This is a genomic window from Nostoc sp. 'Lobaria pulmonaria (5183) cyanobiont', assembly GCF_002949795.1.
In the GTDB taxonomy this organism is placed as follows: Bacteria; Cyanobacteriota; Cyanobacteriia; order Cyanobacteriales; family Nostocaceae; genus Nostoc.
In genome coordinates this window covers 5919880-5941393 of the sequence record NZ_CP026692.1, presented here as the reverse complement: position 1 = coordinate 5941393, position 21514 = coordinate 5919880, and the positions used below count along the sequence as shown (strand labels likewise).

12 protein-coding genes and 1 pseudogene are annotated in these 21514 nt (G+C 43.8%); 8 read left to right on the top strand and 5 right to left on the bottom strand.

Annotated elements, in window-relative coordinates:
• Nucleotides 1–146: 146 nt before the first annotated feature.
• Entirely contained in the window at nucleotides 147–1742 is a 1596-nt protein-coding gene (locus NLP_RS26270) for a S8 family serine peptidase (RefSeq protein WP_104908892.1), read from the bottom strand.
• A gap of 192 nt (nucleotides 1743–1934) precedes the next feature.
• Between NLP_RS26270 and rpe the strand changes: the two genes are divergently transcribed.
• Complete coding sequence (rpe, locus tag NLP_RS26265) at nucleotides 1935–2642, top strand: ribulose-phosphate 3-epimerase (RefSeq protein ID WP_104908891.1); 708 nt, start codon at nucleotides 1935–1937, stop codon at nucleotides 2640–2642.
• A 978-nt stretch (nucleotides 2643–3620) separates the two neighbouring features.
• Here the strand turns inward: rpe and NLP_RS26260 are convergent.
• The 3 genes and pseudogenes from NLP_RS26260 to NLP_RS26250 all read right to left on the bottom strand — a co-directional run bounded on the left by NLP_RS26260 (nucleotide 3621) and on the right by NLP_RS26250 (nucleotide 8171).
• Nucleotides 3621–3971, bottom strand: coding sequence for a HetP family heterocyst commitment protein (locus tag NLP_RS26260; RefSeq protein ID WP_234017076.1), 351 nt, complete (start codon nucleotides 3969–3971; stop codon nucleotides 3621–3623).
• Nucleotides 3972–5091: 1120 nt separating this feature from the next.
• Nucleotides 5092–5229, bottom strand: a pseudogene (locus NLP_RS36240) (hypothetical protein); the annotation flags it as partial.
• A gap of 536 nt (nucleotides 5230–5765) precedes the next feature.
• A complete protein-coding gene (locus NLP_RS26250; protein WP_104908888.1) occupies nucleotides 5766–8171 on the bottom strand; it encodes a GH116 family glycosyl hydrolase in 2406 nt (801 codons plus the stop codon).
• Nucleotides 8172–8477: 306 nt separating this feature from the next.
• Between NLP_RS26250 and NLP_RS26245 the strand changes: the two genes are divergently transcribed.
• Together NLP_RS26245 and NLP_RS26240 are read left to right on the top strand one after the other, a co-directional pair.
• Nucleotides 8478–11669, top strand: coding sequence for a WD40 repeat domain-containing protein (locus NLP_RS26245; RefSeq protein ID WP_104908887.1), 3192 nt, complete (start codon nucleotides 8478–8480; stop codon nucleotides 11667–11669).
• A gap of 361 nt (nucleotides 11670–12030) precedes the next feature.
• The gene (locus NLP_RS26240) at nucleotides 12031–12504 is read left to right on the top strand and encodes a hypothetical protein (RefSeq protein WP_104908886.1); all 474 of its coding nucleotides are present in this window, start codon (nucleotides 12031–12033) and stop codon (nucleotides 12502–12504) included.
• A 389-nt stretch (nucleotides 12505–12893) separates the two neighbouring features.
• On the opposite strand, the gene NLP_RS26235 is transcribed toward NLP_RS26240, so the two are convergent.
• The gene (locus NLP_RS26235) at nucleotides 12894–13271 is read right to left on the bottom strand and encodes a CU044_2847 family protein (protein WP_104908885.1); all 378 of its coding nucleotides are present in this window, start codon (nucleotides 13269–13271) and stop codon (nucleotides 12894–12896) included.
• A 67-nt stretch (nucleotides 13272–13338) separates the two neighbouring features.
• Here NLP_RS26235 and NLP_RS26230 point away from each other — a divergent pair, with 67 nt between their 5' ends.
• From NLP_RS26230 to NLP_RS26210, 5 genes are all read left to right on the top strand, one after another.
• Nucleotides 13339–17529: an nSTAND1 domain-containing NTPase gene (locus tag NLP_RS26230; RefSeq protein WP_104908884.1), complete on the top strand. Its 4191-nt coding sequence runs from the start codon at nucleotides 13339–13341 to the stop codon at nucleotides 17527–17529.
• A 26-nt stretch (nucleotides 17530–17555) separates the two neighbouring features.
• Nucleotides 17556–17792 (top strand): hypothetical protein, encoded by a 237-nt coding sequence (locus NLP_RS26225; RefSeq protein WP_104908883.1) that lies wholly within the window; start codon nucleotides 17556–17558, stop codon nucleotides 17790–17792.
• A 146-nt stretch (nucleotides 17793–17938) separates the two neighbouring features.
• Nucleotides 17939–18184, top strand: coding sequence for a DUF1902 domain-containing protein (locus NLP_RS26220; RefSeq protein ID WP_104908882.1), 246 nt, complete (start codon nucleotides 17939–17941; stop codon nucleotides 18182–18184).
• Complete coding sequence (locus tag NLP_RS26215) at nucleotides 18185–18382, top strand: type II toxin-antitoxin system HicA family toxin (protein WP_104908881.1); 198 nt, start codon at nucleotides 18185–18187, stop codon at nucleotides 18380–18382.
• A 129-nt stretch (nucleotides 18383–18511) separates the two neighbouring features.
• Complete coding sequence (locus tag NLP_RS26210; RefSeq protein ID WP_104908880.1) at nucleotides 18512–21502, top strand: UPF0182 family protein; 2991 nt, start codon at nucleotides 18512–18514, stop codon at nucleotides 21500–21502.
• Nucleotides 21503–21514 lie beyond the last annotated feature (12 nt).

Genomic DNA, 21514 nt, shown 5'->3' with positions numbered 1-21514 from the left:
AAGCTACGTAATCATAAAATAATCACTTCTGTGAGGTTTTTATAGATCGAATAACGTTTCTCAGAGGCACGAAATCTCGTTCCCATGCTTGATATGGGAACGAGAAAAACGCTGTAATTTTACACAGATATTTGTGCTAATCTATTTCAATTAATAGGTACAGTCCACCAAGCTAAACTGTAGGGTTGAGTCGCTTCATTCAGCTTTTGACGAAACTGGACACGGATTTTGTAATTGCCAGCAGTAGTAACGGGACAGAAAATATGTTCTACACTATCAATTTGGCTGATTGAGGAGCAAACAGCACCAGTATCTGAATTTTGAGCATCAGCTTTTACCAAGTAGAGGTCAAGATTATTCAAACCGCGATCGCGAAAATTTTCGCCTACGTCATATTGCTGGTTTTTATTTTTATCGTTGAGTTCTACCAATCGATCCCAACTCAGGGTAACAGCAACAAAACTCCCCTGCTTTAACGGTTTTGCTAATATATAGTCAATAGATGCTCCAACATCAACTATGCGATAATCCCAACCAATAGCTGGTACCGTAGCTGATGCTTGCCATTGACCAGCACTAAATTGCTGATAAGCGCGAAATGCGTTCAAATGACCCGCTCCCATTTGGGCATCTAAGGGAATCTTTGGATCTTTATAAGCATCAGAATCTAGCCAGTTTTGATTTTGCTTATCGATTAATGTTCGGGTCATTCCCAGCTTTAAGCCATCGCCGCTATCTAGGATTTTGTCTGCTGAATTCAGTAATACAGCTTTCATCACTTGATGACGCCGAGAATCAATGCTCCAGTGGGGTTGTTTTGTCCGCATCTGTCGGTCAGCAAGTTCTTGTAACAGAGCAACAGTAGCTGTAACTTGAGGTGCTGCAAAACTTGTACCTGTAACCTTGTTCAATTTGCCATCTGGATTGAGCAAAGGAATATTATTGCCAGGAGCAACTAAACTGATAGCGCGACGCCCATCAAGGTCAAATTCCCTTCCAGCGAGTCTTCCATTCACACCTTGGTTAACACCCGCTAGATTAGCCACGTCTACTTTGTTAAAAACTCCCCCTCGGCGGGATGAAAAAGCCACGTTTATTCCGTTAAAATTATCTGTAGGAATAGGAATACCGCCTTTACCCTGGTTGCCAGCGATCGCATACAAAACATCATGAGCGCGACTAGACCAGTCAACACACAAGGTTAGTAAAGCATTGCCGTCTAAAGTAGCTTCCGGTCGAGGATCGCGGCTCAGAGGTTCCCCAAAGCTAAAGTTAATCGCACGGACATCGCCACCATTTTGGAGCGCTATATGCTGTGCCGATAAGCACTCTTCTGGTTGACCCATGTTTTTAGTGGAACCCACCGCTGATGAATACAATTGCGCTCCTGGAGCAACTCCTGGCAAAGCTTTGTCTTGACTCACCATCACACCGGCAACATTGTAGGCGTGGGGGTCAACACCGCTATTTGACTTAGCTGGTCCATCGCGTAAGAAAACCGCAGCTACAGATATAGCACGATTTTTAGACACCGCCTTATCCCACCCAAACATTCCTGGCCGACCAATTTCCACTTGCCCAATAGCAATCTTACGACCGATTAAATTATAAGGAGGTTTGTGTAGCTTAAGAGCATCAATGCCGTTAGTTCCTAGTCCAGATTCTAAAGCTGAAGCAATTACTGGCGCACTCAGACAAGAAGCAGTTAATCCCCAAAATATCCAGGTTAGTTTTTTAGTCATTAGTTATTAGTCATTTGTCATTGGGCATTGGGCATTGGGTATGGTGAAGAGGACAAGGGAAAGACTTGTTGCAAGTTCTAAACTTTTGTCACCTGCTCCCCTGCTCCCCAAAAAACCGGGATCAAAATTATGAGTCTTGCTCAATGTTTTGTTACAATACGTACAGACGAGGACGCTTAAAACCCACTAGCCATGACCCAAAACCGATCTCAAAAGCCCATTGTAATTGCTCCATCTATCCTATCAGCCGATTTTAGTCGTTTGGGTGACGAAATTCGCGCCATAGACGCGGCTGGAGCAGATTGGATTCATGTTGATGTAATGGACGGTCGTTTTGTACCCAATATTACGATAGGTCCTCTGATTGTGGAGGCGATTCGTCCGATTACGACCAAGCCACTAGATGTCCACTTGATGATTGTAGAGCCAGAAAAGTATGTAGAGGATTTTGCCAAGGCCGGTGCCGATCATATCACCGTGCACTGCGAACATAATGCTTCTCCACACCTGCACCGCACCTTGGGGCAAATTAAAGAGCTTGGTAAGAAAGCTGGAGTTGTACTTAATCCTGGTAGCCCTCTAGAACTAATTGAATACGTTTTAGATTTGTGCGATTTAGTACTGATTATGAGCGTCAACCCTGGTTTTGGTGGTCAAAGCTTTATCCCTGGTGTATTACCCAAAATCCGCAAGCTGCGCCAAATGTGTGATGAACGCGGTCTTGACCCTTGGATTGAAGTAGATGGAGGACTAAAGGCAAATAATACCTGGCAAGTTTTAGAAGCGGGAGCCAATGCAGTTGTCGCCGGTTCAGCTGTGTTTAACGCTAAAGATTATGCTGAAGCTATTACAGCAATTCGCAACAGCAAGAGTCCTACTCCAGAATTAGCTAAGGTTTAATTCATTTTTGAATTAACCATTAAACAAGAAATGTAGCAGTGCTACGTCTCTACAAGACTTCTAGATTAATTTCACCAGATATCTATTCTCCACAAAAAATAAGGTGGGCAATTTGCCCGCCTTATTTATTTTTCTATACAGATGAAAAACTGGAAGATATTCAAGTTTTGAACTTCCAGTCTTGCTATATAAATTGAAAGTTTAGAAACCAAAGATAATCCAGGTTGGGAGGACTAGGATTACAATAGTCGAAAGAGAAGCGTATAAGCTACTAGTTCTACCAGCCAAAGACAACAATTAATTTCACCGTAACTTTTCTATTTCTGTTCCTGGAATTGATGTTAAGCGTTTGCTTTATTAACTAAAGCAACACCAACCACAAGATAGAAAGTTTTATTAGCATTACTCGCACCGTCTGCAGTCAGTGAAAGCTGTGTAAAATTTGGCTTGGGGGAATCCACCTCCCCAAATTCTCTTTGCTCAGACTTTCTCAAAAAAAGAACCACCAGTAGCAACGGTTGGATTATTGGTCTTGGTCTAGGAGTTATTTACTCCATGAAATGCTGACTACTTTTGTAATCAGTTTGATTTATTTCATAGTCAGAACTAATCGTTGATTTTATTTTTTAAATTAACTTGCTTGCCAAATCACCTCTATTTTGGTTTAAGTTGTAGTTGTTATTAGTTTACCAATATCATTAGTATATATTTGCCATTTTGGCAGATTTTTGCCAAATACTATGAAATTAATGACTGCTATAGAAAACCTGCCATGCTATAAATTTGAAATTAGCATCGCAGGCTTTCAGATAATCAATCAACTTTAGAGCAGAATCTATTGATTCCAAATACTTTTTAATTGAATCCACAGGATTTCAAAGAAACGTCTTGAACATTTTCTGGTTTGAATGGCGATTTACTTGATTAATGTTCGTTAATTTGCTGTGTCAATCTCTGGTCTAAACTCCCACCAAGGATTTATGCTTTTTGCTTTCTAACTACTTCTAGATAAGCTACGTCTTTAATTTTGCTTAAGCAGCTTGATGACACATTATTATCAGACCGGGAATCATGAGCATGTTTCAGCATTTTTAGATTTTCACTTTGCTGTTGTTTTGTCCTATCTGCTTGAGAATTCTCTTTGAGCAATCGATTGTAGGTGCGATATGGAATGTAATGGAGAGGATTATAACCACCAAATCGCAGCATTAAAACACATGCCCAGGAATACTTTCCAGCAAGAATTGCTTCAACTACTTTGTCAAATTGTTGAGCTTTTACTGTCTTATCTAAGTTACTACTAATACCAGCAATGTCTTGATTCATCATAGCGTTTAGTTATTTTGGGTGAAGTAAACTATTTTCTTCTCTGCAATTGTTGATGTTTCAATTGAAGTGTACAGACTGCCCTAGCCTTTTTGCAAATCTTGAATTGCTAGTGGCAAATTATCATCAATGGAGCGGTATTTGATGGTTTCCAAGGGATAAAAAATCATAAGTAAATAAATTTTCTTGGTTCACACGCTTATATTTATTACTACTGTTGAATTAGGCAATTTCCGGGAAGTTTGCATATTTTTTGAGACTACAAGAGAAAATATATTTATCTTTGAGCGTTAACAACACCATTCGCATTTATACTATTTTTTGTCGTTAACGTCATCTACTAATCTAGTATATTTATAGGTCAAATTTACTGAATATATTCCGATACTTACTTGTGTATTGTGCAGCTTTTAGTTTTGTCCTATTTGGCTAATTCTTGAGGGGTAAGACCCCTCACCCGATATTATTTTTAACCCTTTATTATTGTTGAGTAACTAGAAAACGATACCATTAAATAGAATGTAAAACAACTAATAAAAATATTAGGGGATAGAGAATAAAACCGCTCATAGCCATAGGATTGAACCTATTTATCAATAAGTTCGATTAGATAATGATACTTATCTTAATTGGTTTGCCAAAACTACAGCTTTAGCCTATCTAAATATAATTGCTGTCAACCGACCGCAAATATTTCATCACAACCAGGCAGTAATCATAAAATAGACCAGTTGAAAAATAAAATTACTGGTTAGTGATAATATAGATAGTTATAACTAGCCTTAGCTGAGTCCAGAAAAAGCTCCGTAAATGGATAATTTTACTCAAAAAAATATAGCAGGCTAAGTCTGTTCAATAATATTAGAGAATTTAAGAATAGATATAAAGCTAATTAATACAGAATATTATTAAGTTAATTCAGCAGAAATTTCTATATGTATGAATATCTAATAAATTTATAAAATTGAGATTACAAATGTAGTAGTAATTGGGCTAAATGGTTGTACAAGATCAAAAATCAATATGCGATCGCCTTGATCTCTCCAGACAACTACACAATGAATTACTTGACAATGAGCTATCCAAAGGTTATAGTATGAGTCCACCTTAATAAGACTAGTCCTCACTGATAGCGCTTCACATCCTGCAAGTTTGGGCTGCTTCTACTAAATGGTGAAATGCACCTGCTAAGATTTACTGGCGTTAAGTTACGCAAGCTGTAGGGGTTTAAGCGTATGCCCCAGTGTTGGCTAATCATTGCTAAATACGCAGCGCCACAATCTGATGAACTTTGCTGTTGAGTAAAGGAATAGGCACGTCATAACCTAGCTTTTGATTGTGAACGTAGTCTGGGAACTATTAGCAATATTTATAGCTAAAGCTAGTAATATTTGCATTTTTTGAAACATTAGTCTTAAATTCTCAATGCTTCAACTCTTACCATTACTGAAATTTTCCTTCGCTTCCGGAAACACTCGGAAAATAAAATCGCAAATCTAAACTTTGCTTTTTCAGACGAAGACAGGTTAAATTTGGTAACGTGAAATACGAGCGATCTAGGGACGCACATCTGTCATAGGTGTCAACTTAAGGTAGAAGTTAGGTAAGAGTAAGGGTTTTATGCCCTCATCCCCTAACCCCTTCTCCCATATTGGGAGAAGGGGAACTAGAGAATTTGCTCCCTCTGCCAATTTTGGGTAGAGGGCAAAACTCATACATTCAGAAGATTTCAGCTTAAGTTGACACCAATGACATCTACGTGTGCTGCATCAAAACAAGAACTATTTTGATAGTCAATCAATTAATAACTAAGTAAATTCCCCAAATCGCCATTGGCCGCAGGTAAGTGCTAGCGCGAAAAGTCCCAGTTGCGGTGATAGCTTCTGGCGTGCGAAATTGCAGACCATTTTCATAAATTTGCTGCACTACAGCTTGCGTCAACCTCAACGCTTCATCCTTCATTTCCATTTGCACGAGAAAAGCCGCCAGCCCAAAGTTTATCCCTGTCCAAACTTCTAAGGGATGAGTAGCTTTGGGATTTTCTGGTGAACCATCACGACGAACACCATTAGCAGCACCAAACTCACCATTACAGAATTTCAAAAAGCAAGCGTCATAAACAGTTTTCAGGGCAGAAAGGGCGCGATCGCTCGGTACAATATCAGGTAAATCCAGCAGACGGGCGTAGAATTGTCCGCACAATTGATCTGCCATCACCACATCGGAACCACTTTTACTATCAAGTCGGTAATATTCCCCATTCCAGAGTTTTTCTTGGTAAATAGGAAGAGATTGTTGTAACCAAGTTTCATAAGTGGATTTTTGCGCCGCCAATGTTGTGTTACCTGTCTGGTAAGTTAATAAAATATCGCTAATTGCGATCGCAGCTTCTAAGGCTGCCAACCACAACCCCCCACAATAGGCGCTGACACCTTGTAATCGCCAATCATCAAAGGTTTGATCGGGTGCGCCAGAATTTTCAGGAATCCCATCGCCGTCGAGGTCAAAAGTTTTCAGGTAGTCGAGGGTTTGAACGATCGCATTCCAACAATCTGCTAGGAATTCCACATCGTCAGCACCCGTGAGTAAAAAATCACGGTATACTTGCAAGACAAAATCACTACCTAAATCTTTCCATAAATTACAGTCTTGATAGCTGGTGTAGTTGGTTTTCTCCCAGACGTGTTCGTTCGGTGCGCCTAAATCGTGGGGTGTTGCACCTGCAACTTTGCGAACGGCAATTGGGCTTTCTGCCTTAATTGTCATGTAATAGCCAATGATTCGGGGAGTATCATCACCTTGAGGAATCGCCCGTGCAAATGCCCGAATTACCGATTTTTCTAATTCTGGAAATAGCATTAGCAGGGCAAAAGAGCCATACAACCGCACATCTAGACTTTCATACCAACGGTAATCTAAGCACTCTAGCACCGCAAACTGACCGATGGGGTCAAGTTCTGATGCTGCACTCCAGAGAGTACCGCCGCTGGTGAGGTCATAAAGCTCATTAAATAGAGCCATTTTAAACCAGTTGGGTAAATCTTCCCGGTCGAGAATGGGTTTTTGCCAACTTTGAATTTGCGATCGCCAGGTTTGGTATTCTTGTAACGCAGTCGATGCGATCGCCCAAGCATTGTTTCCACTTTTATCAAAAAAGTCTGTATATCTGCGGTAATAGTTGACTCCGGCAGCAAATTCTGTGATTGGCAAATCCCAAGCGACGACAAAGGGGATTTCGAGAGTTTCGCCTGGTTTGAGAGTGAAACGGATTGCGATCGCAGCCCCGATTTGTGTATTCTCTGTTGCTGGAGTAGTATCAACATAATTGGGCAAAGAGCCATCTTGGGCGAAGCTTTGCCACACCTCATCACCTGTACCTTCAGGATTCCAACGGCTGTGGTGAAATACTTCCACTTTGGGATGTTTCAGCATCGCAATACACCAAGTTCCATCGCCTTCTTGCAAAGGTTCATCACTACCAACCCGACCTAAAATACAGCCAACCTGTTGTGTATTTTCAACTATCTGGTTATAGTTTCCTTGACTTTCGCCCCAGCGCGGTTGGTATTCGTAAACCGGACTACCATCATCGCGCACCCGCACTTCGGGAGATTTGAGAGTGTTTGTAAACCAGCCCACCATATTTTGCCAAGTGAGCATAATGCTGAGAGTAATCGTTGCATCTGTGGAATTATGAGCATTCCAGAGGAATATTGCCACAGGGTAGCTAGTTTCTTGGTAATTGCCTGCCCAGACTGGGGAAAATTGCTCACAAGTCAACTGTGCTTGAAATACATTTTCATACACAAACCAGCTACGTGGATATAGCGCGTGATAATTGCCTGTCCCCTTTGTGTCGGGAGGTGTCGGATACCATTGCCAAGCCTTAAGAGTGCCATCATCGGGCGCTTGGGTAGATAAAGCATAGGCTTGGGAAGATGTACTATTGGATTCAAACACACTGAATTGACAAGCGGGAACGTTTTTGAAGTTATGCTCACCGCCGTCTATGTGCCACAGGTTAAAGTCTCCCCGTGAAGAACGACCGATGCAACCTGCACCAAAGCCGCCTAAAGGCATACCATGCCAAGGGCCATCATCAATATTACTTGCATAGCGGACTGTATAAGGTTTGTCCCAGCCTAAGCCGATGGGACGGCTCCAAGTGCAAGAGGGAATTACTGGAGAGAGTTGATTTGTCATCGCTTAATGTTACAGCGTGCAGTTACGTCAATGAAGACTAGCGCGATGTGCGATTTTTCTCAAGGTAGCTGAAATTTTCTAACTAGTCGTAGCCGCCCTTAGACATCGCTCCCGTAATTACTACCAAACCACAAGGTATAGAGCTTATTCCAGTCACTAAAACTTTAATATTGTGCTTCTACCGTGTATTGCTCAACTCTACTTGAATTTTAAATCTAGAGTTTTTAACTCTAATGGGTAAATCACTAGTCAATTTGGGTATTTTAAAGCACAGAGGTAATTTCTCAATAGTTTTAACAAAAGAAGATGACACAATACGCCCTTGTGGTTGAAATTGCTCAGAATGACAACAGTTTCGGCAGCCTGAGTAAACCTATCAATGATACAGAGGCTGTGGCTAACACAGAAAAATTTTTGCTGGTGGTAGATGAATTTGAGGAAGTATTTACAGTTTGTATAGATAAGGAAGAACGGCAGAGATTTATTGAACTACTTACTGGGGTAGTAGAGATTCATGATTCGCGGTTAGCAGTTGTAATTACTATGCGAGGCGATTTTATTGAATCTTGTTTAGATAATCCTTCTCTAACTCACCTGATTCAAACCCAGGCAGCAGTTATGCTGCCTTTAACTGGAGTTGATTTAAAGGAGACAATCGCCAAGTCTGCCAAGCTTCAGGTTCATAGTGTTGAAGAAGCAGGATTATTAAAAATTCTCCCAAATCTTAAACAAGAACCAGGGAGTTTGCCATTGTTAGAGTTTGCTTTAACTAAACTCTGGGAGAAACGCGAGCAAAAGAAACATCAACTAACCCAAGAAGAGTATGAGAAGTTGGGAGGATTAACTGCGGTGTTAAATCTCCATGCAGAAAATGTTTATCACTACCAAGATTATGAGAAAGAATATCCAACTCAAGAACGCAGTCAGCAAGAAAAAGAATGGATTAAGCAGATTTTTCTGCGGTTAGTGCGAACGGGAGAGGGAGAAAAGGATACCCGACAGCGCCAACCAAAAGCCACATTATTAAATATTGCAGGTGATGAAGCCAATCAACAGCAACAACTTAGTGAGTTGCTAGATGGTGAAGCGGGATTGGTTAAGGGACGCTTATTAGTTACTGGGAAAGATGAAAAAGGAGAAGTCTGGATTGATTTAGCCCATGAAGCTTTAATTGAAAGTTGGCAGCAGTTTGCCCAGTGGCAACAACAAGACCGAGACTTGCGACCGTTGAGCGATACATTAGAAAATACCCGACGGGAATGGTTGAACGAAAGGCCGGATGACAAATATTTAATGCAAAAGGGATTGCTGGCCCAAGTGGAGGATAGCTGGCAACAATTGCAGCCCCATTTGCAATCACCCCAACAAGATGAAGATTTTTACCAGCGCACCGATGCTGATCAAAAAGACCGCATTGCCGAGTTGGAAAGGGCGCTTACTGAATCCCAGTTGCGAGAGAAAGCGGCTAGAGTAGAGAATTTATTGCCCTTCCAACCCCTAGATAGTCTAGTTTTGGCAATTCAAGCTATGGGTGAGAATCAAGAGAAACTACCCCAGCAGATTCTTGCATCAGTTCAAAACAGTTTGAATCGGGTGGTGAATAAAGCAAGAGTCTCTATTCCCTTCTGTGGTCATGAGGGTAATGTCAATTCTATCGCCATCAGTGCTGATGGGCAGACGATTGTCAGTGGCGGTGCTGATGGTACGTTGCGGGTGTGGAACCATCAAGGTCTTTCCTTAGCTGAACCTTTGCGCGGTCATCAAGGTAATGTCAATTCTATCGCCATCAGTGCTGATGGGCAGACGATTGTCAGTGGCGGTGCTGATGGTACGTTGCGGGTGTGGAACCACCAAGGTCTTTCCTTAGCTGAACCTTTGCGCGGTCATCAGGGTAATGTCAATTCTGTCGCCATCAGTGCTGATGGGCAAACAATTGTCAGTGGCGGTGCTGATGGTACGCTGCGGTTGTGGAACCATCAAGGTCTTTCCTTAGCTGAACCTTTGCGCGGTCATCAGGGTAATGTCAATTCTGTCGCCATCAGTGCCGATGGGCAGACAATTGTCAGTGGCGGTGCTGATGGTATGCTGCGGTTGTGGAACTGCCAAGGTCTTCCCTTAGCTAAACCTTTGCGCGGTCATCAGGGTAATGTCTATTCTGTCGCCATCAGTGCTGATGGGCAGACAATTGTCAGTGGCAGTGTTGATGGTACGCTGCGGTTGTGGAATTATCAAGGTCTTCTCTTGGCTGAACCTTTGCGCGGTCATGAGGGTAATGTCTCTTCTGTCGCCATCAGCGCCAATGGGCAGAACATTGTCAGTGCCGGTACTGACGGTACGGTGCGGTTGTGGAATCGCCAAGGTTTTTCCTTAGCTGAACCTTTGCGCGGTCATGAGGGTAATGTCTCTTCTGTCGCCATCAGCGCCAATGGGCAGACGATTGTCAGTGGCAGTGCCAATGGTATGGTGCGGTTGTGGAATCGTCAAGGTCTTGCCTTAGCTGAACCTTTGCGTGGTCATGAAGGTAATGTTAGGTCTGTCGCCATCAGCACCGACAGGCAGACAATTGCCAGTGGTGGTACTGATGGCACGGTGCGGTTGTGGAATCACCAAGGTCTGACCTCAGCAGAACCTTTGCACGATCAAAAGGGTTGGGTCTATTCTGTTACCATCAGTGCCGATGGTCAGACGATTGTCAGTGGCGGTACTGACGGTAAGGTGCGGTTGTGGAACCTGCAAGGTCTGACCTTAGCTGAACCTTTGTGTGGTCATCAGGGTTGGGTTTATTCTGTTGCTATCAGTGCCGATGGGCAGACGATTGTCAGTGGTGGTAGTGACGGCACGGTGCGTTTGTGGAACCTGCAAGGTCTGCCTTTAGCTGAACCTTTGCGTGGTCATCAGGGTAATGTCAATTCTGTGGCCATCAGTGCCGATGGGCAGACGATTGTCAGTGGTGGTGATGACGGCACTGTGCGGTTGTGGAATGGTCAAGGTCTTGCCTTAGCTGAACCTTTGCCCGGTCATCAGGGTTTTGTCAATTCTGTTGCGATTAGCGCCAATGGGCAGACGATTGTTAGTGGCGGTACTGATGGCACTGTGCGTTTGTGGAATTATCAAGGTCTTGCCTTAGCTGAACCTTTGCGCGGTCATAAAGGTTGGGTGTATTCTGTTGCGATTAGCGCCGATGGGCAGACGATTGTTAGTGGCGGTGATGACGGCACTGTGCAGTTGTGGAATCTGCAAGGTCTTCCCTTGGCTGAACCTTTACATGGTCATGAGGGTTGGGTTTATTCTGTCGCCATTAGCGCCGATGGGCAGACGATTGTTAGCGGCGGTGAAGATGGCACTGTGCGTTTGTGGCGCGGTGACTGGCGTGCATGGTTGCAAGTCTGTTGTGATAGGTTACGTTACCATCCCATCTTCACCAATCCGCAAACAGAGGAAGCAAAAGCCGCCTGTGAAACCTGCCAAAAATATGTTTGGAGTAAAGTCAGCGGATAAAAACACGGCATTGCCGTGCCTCTAAGAAGGTCTGTACTCGGCTCAATTGCAAACGGCTATAAAGGCAGTAAGTAAAGAGAGGAGAACACGAAAAAGAGACTTATTATTTTCTCAATTTAGGCTCAGAACTCCAGTTTTCACCTTCAAAACTTGGAAGTTGATGCTCAAAACTCGGAACTTTATGTTCACAACTGCAACAACCGAGATCCAAGGGTAAATTATGGTGAGTGAAAGGCTTAGGCGTAACCCGCACTTTGACAAAGCTCACCTTTTTAATTTGGAATTTTTATTGGTGTTATTGAAATTAAAATTGTATATGTGGGCACTCTAAAATTAAGCAACATACTGGAGACTAATTTCTATGTCCACAGCCCCAATTAGTGCAACACTAGCGCAATCAGAGAGAGATGCAGTGTTGCAAGCGATCGCTACAATTAAAGACAAATTACCATTTTTGATTGATTTAAGTAATGAGGAGCGTAAAGCTTTACCCAAGATGGGAGATAAAAGCCGTGCCTTTGTCAGCAAAGCATTGGAAGTAGCGACACAGAACCCAGAGTTTTTGCCGCGATCGTTTGACCTTAATGAGATGCGGAAAGACGTACAATTATTTGAAGCTTTGTATCCAGTATTGCTGTCTTTGTCACAATTACAAGAGTTGCTGGATGATACATCTATAGCAGTGGGCAGTGAAGCTTATGCAGCTGCCTTGCAGGTGTATAACTATGCCAAAGCTAGTGGACAAGGCGCTGGTTTAGATGGAATAGTTGAGGAAATGGGGCAAAGGTTCGCCCGTAAATCACGGAAGTCCAAGCCTCAAGCAGCAACGTTGTAGAAAATAGCTCGGCGATGTCTAAGGGCGGGCTACGCCTACGCACTTCTTAGGTGCAATGTTGAAGCTAAGAACTCGGATGTTGGAGTAAATTGCTCGGCGTTCCGAGTTCTGAACTCGAAGCTTCAACCTCAGAACATAGAATTTCGAGATGAGAACACGAAATTTGAAGCTCTCAACAGCAACGTCCGAGATCCAAGAGTGAATGATGGAGAGTGGAAGGCGATCGCTCTCCTTTTTAACTCGGAACTTCGTGCTTTGAACAGCAACATCCGAGATTCAAGGGTCAATGATGGTGAATCAAAGGCGTAGACGTAGCCCATCAAAGACATCGCTTCCATAATGTTTCGCATAGCTGAAGGTATAAAGCTTATTCCTGCTAAAGCAAAACCTCAAGTGCTGGAATTTTGCTTCTTCTCAGGAAATTTACACTTCACCTCAATTTCAAAATTACTCTCCGCCGAACCTTCAGTTACGAAAGGGATACCAGTTTTTCCGCCTATCTTCAAGCCAAACTTCAGAGTCACCTCTTCAACTTCAGCAGCACCTAAATTTTTAAAAGCGCCAATGGCATATTTGGTATAAGCTCGAATTTGATGGTGAACTTCCTCAATCTTGACAAATGCTTCTCCCGGAAAACCGTAGGATTCTTTATCGTCATCAACCTCTGGTGTGACTACTTCTGGAACAGTTGGCGTTTCCTTTGACTCGAACAGAATTGTATAGATTTCCCCGTCTTCTTCAAAGACTAAACGTTCTATGTTCGACATCAAGCCCTCAGATTTTAGGTGTATTTACGTTATCTTATTCTGTAACAGACAACTTAAATATGTATAGATGGCTCGTTACGCGCTTGTTGTTGGCATTACAGATTATACAAATCAGCTTTCCAACCTCACAAAACCAGCTACGGATGCAGAAGCGGTGGAACGAGTACTAAAAGCGTATGGTGATTTTGAGGATATCGCTATTCTCAAAGGGAAAGTTAGTACAACTAAGTTGGCTGAAGCTTTAAAAACACTTTTGCAACAACAAGCAGTTAAAAACGAAGCCGTAATTTACTTTACAGGGCATGGCATCACTGTATCTGACAGCTTAGGAACACAGCAAGCATATCTAGCAACCTCTGACTTGACAATTGTCACTCAAGGCGACCAAATTATTGAACAAACAGGCGGGATTAGTCTTCTGAGTTTGAACAGTTTAATTAGAGATTCCGACTTGAGTAGTCTAGTAGTACTGTTAGATTGCTGTCATAGCGGTGAATTTTTAGAACGCAATCTCATTGAAAAAACTCTTACCGCCTTTATTTCACAGCGCGATTACTACTTTATTGCTGCTTGCAGAGGTTTTCAACAAGCCTATGCCAGAAGAAGCGAACAACACAGTATTTTTACAACAGCTTTGCTGGCTGGTTTGTTACCTGAGAATACTAATGATCATGGAAAAGTGACAGGCGATCGCCTCTTCGATATACTTGCCACAGAACTTAAAAGCAGTGGTCAAGAACCAATCCGCATGGGTTGGGGGCGTTCGATTACTCTAATTACCCACAACAATCAAAGACAAGCTCAAACCTTTGAGGTAAAGGAAGAATGTCCTTATCAAGGTTTAAAAGCCTTTGAAGCGGAACAAAAACAGTTTTTCTTTGGACGCAAGCAGGTAGTGAGGAAGATTCTGGGGAAACTGGCACAGAAGCCCTTTGTTCCGATTATTGGCGCTTCCGGGAGTGGTAAATCTTCTGTAGTTCAGGCGGGTTTGATTCCAGAATTAGATAATAGTGTCTGGCAAATTTTACCGCCAATCAAGCCAGGATTTCAGCCTTTGCAGGAATTGAGAGGAGTTCTGAAAGCATTTTTTCCAGGGGCGAAAAAAGAAAGATTGCTTTGGGAGTTGATTACTCAACAAGCGAATCCTTTACCTGTAATTTTGCAGCATCTCACAGGTGCAGACAAATTTTTATTGGTAGTAGATCAGTTTGAGGAACTATTTACTGTCTCTGTTGCTGAAGAAAAGCAGAGATTTATTGAATTGCTGACTCAGGTAGTTGAGATGACCGATTCGCGGTTGGCGGTTGTGATTACCATGCGATCGGATTTTCTCGAACCATGTTCACACTATCCGTCTTTAAATAAATTGATTGAAAATCAGCTTGTTTTGATACCTCGTATAACTGGAATTGATTTAAAAGAGACAATAACCGAACCTGCTAAACTTCAAGGTCATAGTGTTGAAGAAAGACTAGTACTGAACATTTTAGAAGATGTTGGTAAAGAACCGGGATATTTGCCGTTGATGGAGTTTGCTTTAACTAGACTCTGGGAAAAACGCGACCAACAAAAGCATCAGCTGACCCTAGAACAGTATGAAAACTTCCAAGGATTGACAGGGGCGCTAAATCTTCATGCAGAAAATGTTTATCTTTACGAAGATTATCAGCAGGATTCCCCGACTCAAGAACGAAATGAACAAGAGAAAGGCTGGATTAAGCAAATTTTCCTGCGATTAGTGCGAACCGGAGAGGGAGAAAAGGATACGCGACAACGCCAACCAAAAACTGAACTATTAACCATTGCTGGTAATAAGCAAGAAAAGCAGAAAGCATTAAGTGAATTGCTAGATGAAGGATTGGTGAAAGGACGTTTGCTGGTTGCTGGCAAAGGTGAACAAGGAAAAGCTTGGATTGACTTAGCCCATGAAGCCTTAATTGAGGGTTGGGAGAGGTTTGCCCAATGGCGACAACAAGACCGAGATTTGCGACGGTTGAATGATAGGTTAGCAGATGCATTACGCGAGTGGTTGAACAAAGGGGAGAATGAAAAATACTTAATGCAGGGGGGATTATTGGCAGAGGTGCGGGAAAATTGGGAAAAGCTAGAGTTTTTATCATCGCCTCAAGCCAAGAATTTATATCAATGCAGTGATGCTTATGAACAGCACCAGATCGCTACATTAGAAAAAGCACTCACTGAATTACGATTGCGAGAGAAAGCCGCCAGGGTAGAGAATTTATTGACTGTCCAACCCCTAGAGAGTCTAGTTTTGGCAATTCAAACAATCGGTGAGAATCAAGAGAAACTACCCCAGCAGATTCTTGCACCAGTTCAGAACAGTTTGAATCAGGTGACGAATAAAGCAAGAGTCTCCATTCCTTTGCATGGTCATGAGGATTATGTCAATTCTGTCGCCATCAGCGCCGATGGGCAGACCATTGTAAGTGGCGGTTTTGACCGGACAGTGCGGTTGTGGAACCACCAAGGTCTTCCCTTAGCTGAACCATTCCGTGGTCATCAGGATTATGTCTCTTGTGCCACCATCAGCGCCAATGGGCAGACCATTGTCAGTGGCGATCGTGACGGCACAGTACGATTGTGGAACCGCCAAGGTCTTTCCTTAGCTGAACCATTCCGTGGTCATGAAGGTGATGTCAATTCTGTCGCCATCAGTACTGATGGACAGATGATTGTCAGTGGTGGTGATGACGGCACAGTGCGGTTGTGGAACTTGCAGGGTCTTCCCTTAGCTGAACCATTGTGTGGACATAAGGGTGATGTCAGGTCTGTCGTCATCAGCGCCGATGGGCAGACCATTGTCAGTGGCGGTTTTGACCGCACAGTGCGGTTGTGGAACCGCCAAGGTCTTTCCTTAGCTGAACCATTCCGTGGTCATGAAGGTGATGTCAATTCTGTCGCCATCAGTACTGATGGGCAGACAATTGTCAGTGGTGGTGATGACGGCACAGTGCGGTTGTGGAACTTGCAGGGTCTTCCCTTAGCTGAACCATTGCGTGGACATAAGGGTGAAGTCATTTCTGTCGCCATCAGCGCCGATGGGCAGACTATTGTCAGTGGTGGTAGTGACCGCACAGTACGGTTGTGGAACCACCAAGGTCTTCCCTTAGCTGAACCATTACGTGGTCATGAGCGTGCTATCAATTCTGTGGCCATCAGCGCCGATGGGCAGACCATTGTCAGTGGTGGTTTTGCCCGCACAGTGCGGTTGTGGAACCGCCAAGGTCTTCCCTTAGCTGAACCATTGCGTGGTCATGAGGGTGAAGTCATTTCTATCGCCATCAGCGCCGATGGGCAGACCATTGTCAGTGGTAGTGATGACGGCACAGTACGGTTGTGGAACCGCCAAGGTCTTCCCTTGACTGAACCATTGCGTGGTCATGAGGATTGGGTCAGGTCTATTGCCATCAGCACTGAGGGGCAAACAATTGTCAGTGGTGGTGATGATGGCACAGTACGGTTGTGGAACCGCCAAGGTCTTCCCTTGACTGAACCATTGCGTGGACATGAAGGTGAAGTCATTTCTGTCGCCATCAGCACTGATGGGCAGACCATTATCAGTGGCGGTCGTGACGGTACAGTGCGGTTGTGGAATCACCAGGGTCTTCCCTTAGCTGAACAATTGCGTGGTCATGAGGGTGAAGTCATTTCTGTCGCCATCAGCACTGAGGGGCAAACTATTGTCAGTGGTGGTGATAATGGCACAGTACGATTGTGGAACCGCCAAGGTCTTCCCTTAGCTGAACCATTTCGTGGACATGAGGATTATGTCTGGTCTGTCGCCATCAGCACTGATGGGCAGACAATTGTCAGTGGTGGTGATGACGGCACAGTACGGTTATGGAACCGCCAAGGTCTTCTCTTAGCTGAACCATTGCGTGGACATGAAGGTGATGTCTATTCTGTCGCCATCAGTACTGATGGGCAGACAATTGTCAGTGGTGGTGATGACGGCACAGTGCGGTTGTGGAACCGCCAAGGTCTTCCCTTAGCTGAACCATTGCGTGGTCATGAGTATTATGTCAGGTCTGTGGCCATCAGCGCCGATGGGCAGACGATTGTTAGTGGCGGTCGTGACGGCACGGTACGGTTGTGGCGCGGTAACTGGCGTGCATGGTTGCAAGTCTGTTGCGACAGGTTGCGTTACCATCCGATCTTCACCAATCCGCAAACCGAGGAAGCAATAGCCGCTTGCGAAGTCTGCCGTAAATATGTTTGGAGTAAAGAACATGGGTAGGGGCACGGCAATGCCGTGCCCTTACAATGGTCTGTACTTATTATCTCCACCATTTAGGCTCAGAACTCCAGTTTTCACTTTCAGAACTTGAAACTTCCACCTCTGAACTCGAAACTTCCACCTCTGAACTCAAAACTTCCACCTCTGAACTCGGAACTTCCACCTTTGAACTCGAAACTCCGACCTTTGAACTCGGAACTTCGACTTTTAAACTCGGAACTCCGACCTTTGAACTGCAACAACCGAGATCCAAGGGTGAATGATGGTGAATCAAAGGCGTAGGCGTAGCCCGCCCTTAGACATCGCTTTGACGATCAAAAATGCGATTGCTTGTTATCTAATGGTGCATCTACGCTTACCCTGAGGACTCGGATGTTCTAAACTGGAACTACATTGTAAGCACTCAATGATGGCACAAATCACGTTTAAGGTTGAAGCATTTTGGGATTCAGACGCAGAAGTTTGGGTAGCAACTAGTGATGACGTACCTGGATTGGTAACAGAAGCTTCTACGATTGAGGTTCTGACGCAAAAGCTGCGAGAAATAATTCCAGAACTGATCATTCTCAACAAAATTGTCCCTCCTGACTATGTAGGTTCTATCACCTTTGAGTTAATCAGCCATCGACAAGAGTTGATTAAGGTGGCTTCATAGATGGGTGCGTCGTTCACTCCTGAGTTGAAAAAGATGCTTTCAGAAGTTGGGTGCTACTTTGAACGGCAAGGTAAAGGAGATCATGAAATCTGGTACAGTCCAATTACAGATCGTCGGTTTGTTGTAGACGGAACCATCAAGTCACGCCATACCGCTAATGGAGTTTTGAAACAAGCTGGACTTCCCAAAGCCTTTTAGGGAGGTAGCAAGTAAGGACAGTAGAACAGGAAAATAGACTTCTAATCAGCAAGCTTGAGGCTGGGAACTCGGAACTTCGTGCCTTGAACTGCAACAACCGAGTTCTAAGGATGAATGATGGTGAATCAAATGTATTGGAAATGGGGCTTTAGACTATTAATTGTATTCTTGGGGCTGTGGCTACTGTTGGATCTGGGTTCCCGCTTGGGAGCAGAGATTTTTTGGTTTCAAGAAGTCGGCTATCTCCAAGTATTTATGTTGAGGCTGCTGACTCGCGGTATTTTGTGGGTAGTCGTGGCTGGAATAACTGCTGCCTATCTACTGCTAAACCTGGCTTTGGCACAACGGCTAAAATATTCCCAGTCTCTAAAGATTGAGCCAGCAGAACTCAACAGTGAATTAACAAATTTTCTCAGTCCTAATTATCCAAAACGCAACGAAACCCGGATACTTGCGCCGCAAGGCTTTCAAGCATTAAAATTACACTGGTTATTACCCTTAACTCTGATTCTGAGCTTGTTGATTGGGTTAATGCTGGTTCACTATGGTCAAATTGCTCTTTTCTACTGGCATTCTCCAGTTAATCAGGCTATTCTACCCGTTCCCGCCCTATTTCGACCGGAGACAATCTGGCAACTTTTGAGGCAGATTGTCTCTCAAGTCTGGTATCTCGGTTTAATTGTGGGAGTAGCGATCGCCATCTTAATCTATCCTCAATTTTTACTGACTGCGATCGCAATTCTCTTCAGTCCCATTTTTGCCTTCATCATATTCCGACACTGGCCAAAGGTGCTGCAATATTTCCACCCCACCCGTTTCAACAGCACTGAGCCTTTATTTGGTCGAGATATCAGCTTTTATGTATTTTCTTTACCCTTTTGGGAACTGCTAGAACTCTGGCTGATGGGATTATGTTTGTATGGCTTCGTCGCCGTTACTCTCACTTATTTGTTGTCGGCGGATAGTTTAAGTCAGGGAATTTTCTCCGGTTTTTCGCCCCAGCAGCAGCGTCATTTATTCGGTATGGGTGGCTTGTTGATGCTGGTAGTGGCTCTGAGTTATGGGCTAACTCGCTATGAACTCGTGTATTCTAGCCGTGGTGTGAGTTATGGTGCTAGCTATACCGATGTTACAGCCCAGTTGCCAGCTTACACCGTCTTGTGCATTGTGGCAGTTGCGATCGCCTTTTACCTCCTTTGGCGAACATTTTTCTGGAAACCCAAATCTCAGTATCGTCCCTTTCTATTTTACGGATTAGGGGTTTATCTAGTATTAGTTGCAGCTGCTAATGTTGTTTTACCTACTGTGGTGCAATATTTAATTGTCCAACCTAATGAGTTGCAACGAGAGCAACCCTACATTCAGCGGACTATTGCCTTGACTCGCCAAGCATTCGATTTAGAAGCGATCGATTCTAGAAGCTTCAACCCCCAAGGAACACTGACTGAAGCTGATATTCAAAAGAATGACTCGACAATTCGGAATATTCGCCTGTGGGATGAGCGACCACTGTTAGAAACTAACCGTCAACTGCAACAAATTCGCCCATATTATCAGTTCCCCGATGCCGATATCGATCGATATACTCTCAAAACAGATGAACCTTCACCTCGACCACCTGCCCCCCAAAAGTCGCCACCTAAGCAGGAAGCAGTTGAATCAACAGAACGGCGGCAGGTACTGATTGCTGCACGAGAATTAGATTACAGTGCCGTACCACAGGAAGCTCAAACATGGGTTAATCGCCATTTAATTTATACCCACGGTTTCGGGTTTACTGTTAGTCCAGTGAATACAGTTGGGGCGGGTGGGCTACCAGAATATTTTGTTAAAGATATTAGCGGTAATAGTAGCGCCCTTACAACTTCTAATGAAGCCATTCGTCAAAGTATTCCGATTGGGCAACCCCGGATTTATTACGGTGAGATTACTAATACTTATGTAATGACTGGCACAAGAGTTAGAGAGCTAGACTATCCTAGCGGTAGTGATAATGTTTACAACTCTTATGAGGGATTGGGTGGCGTTGAAATCGGTTCAGCATGGCGACGGTGGCTATTTGCGATGTATTTGAAAGATTGGCAGATGGTGCTGACACGGGACTTTTTGCCAGATACAAGAGTGCTACTGCGACGAAATGTCAAGGAAAGAATTCAAGCGATCGCACCCTTCCTGAAATTTGACAGCGACCCCTATTTAGTTGCTGCTACTGCTAATCAAGATTTCCCAAGTAATCCCAGTTATCTTTATTGGATTGTAGATGCTTACACAACGAGCGATCGCTATCCCTACTCAGACACTGGTAGCGATGGAATTAACTACATTCGCAATTCTATCAAAGTAGTGATTGATGCCTATCACGGCACTGTGAAGTTTTACATTGCCGATCAAAGCGACCCGATCATTGCCACTTGGTCAGCGATATTTCCCAAGATGTTCAAACCGCTCAGTACAATGCCAGTCAATCTCCGCAGTCATACCCGATATCCGGTGGACTTTTTCAAAATTCAATCTGAGCGGTTGATGATCTATCACATGACCGACCCCCAAGTATTTTATAATCGGGAAGACCAATGGCAGATTCCGAATGAAATCTATGGTAGTGAACCCCGTCCAGTAGATCCGTATTATTTGATTACTAGTCTACCCACTGTAGACTTTGAAGAATTTATTCTGCTTTTACCCTATACTCCCAAACAACGGACTAATTTAATTGCTTGGTTAGCGGCGCGATCGGATGGCAAAAACTACGGTAAGTTGGTGTTATATGTCTTTCCTAAAGAACGCCTGATTTATGGAACAGAGCAAATCGAGGCGCGAATTAACCAAGACCCAGTAATTTCTCAGCAAATTTCCTTGTGGAATCGCCAGGGTTCGAGAGCTATTCAAGGCAATCTACTAGTAATTCCCATTGAGCAATCGCTGCTGTATGTCGAGCCAATCTATCTAGAAGCCACACAGAATAGTCTGCCAACCTTGGTACGGGTAGTGGTGGCTTACGAAAACCGGATTGTCATGGCGCAAACTTTAGAACAAGCATTACAGGGAATCTTTAAACCAGAAGTGACACCAGCCCCGGCGATTATCCGTCCCTTTGAAGAAGCAGCCCCGCCAGGTTAAGCGATTTTAAGA

Bases quoted from the DNA above. Each gene is read 5' to 3' on its own strand.
- NLP_RS26235 (WP_104908885.1), bottom strand. From the start codon at position 13,271: ATGTCGAACATAGAACGTTTAGTCTTTGAAGAAGACGGGGAAATCTAT.
- rpe (WP_104908891.1), top strand. From the start codon at position 1,935: ATGACCCAAAACCGATCTCAAAAGCCCATTGTAATTGCTCCATCTATC.
- NLP_RS26260 (WP_234017076.1), bottom strand. From the start codon at position 3,971: ATGATGAATCAAGACATTGCTGGTATTAGTAGTAACTTAGATAAGACA.
- NLP_RS26270 (WP_104908892.1), bottom strand. From the start codon at position 1,742: ATGACTAAAAAACTAACCTGGATATTTTGGGGATTAACTGCTTCTTGT.
- NLP_RS26220 (WP_104908882.1), top strand. From the start codon at position 17,939: ATGGCACAAATCACGTTTAAGGTTGAAGCATTTTGGGATTCAGACGCA.
- NLP_RS26225 (WP_104908883.1), top strand. From the start codon at position 17,556: ATGGTCTGTACTTATTATCTCCACCATTTAGGCTCAGAACTCCAGTTT.
- NLP_RS26210 (WP_104908880.1), top strand. From the start codon at position 18,512: ATGTATTGGAAATGGGGCTTTAGACTATTAATTGTATTCTTGGGGCTG.
- NLP_RS26240 (WP_104908886.1), top strand. From the start codon at position 12,031: ATGTCCACAGCCCCAATTAGTGCAACACTAGCGCAATCAGAGAGAGAT.
- NLP_RS26215 (WP_104908881.1), top strand. From the start codon at position 18,185: ATGGGTGCGTCGTTCACTCCTGAGTTGAAAAAGATGCTTTCAGAAGTT.
- NLP_RS26250 (WP_104908888.1), bottom strand. From the start codon at position 8,171: ATGACAAATCAACTCTCTCCAGTAATTCCCTCTTGCACTTGGAGCCGT.
- NLP_RS26230 (WP_104908884.1), top strand. From the start codon at position 13,339: ATGGCTCGTTACGCGCTTGTTGTTGGCATTACAGATTATACAAATCAG.
- NLP_RS26245 (WP_104908887.1), top strand. From the start codon at position 8,478: ATGACACAATACGCCCTTGTGGTTGAAATTGCTCAGAATGACAACAGT.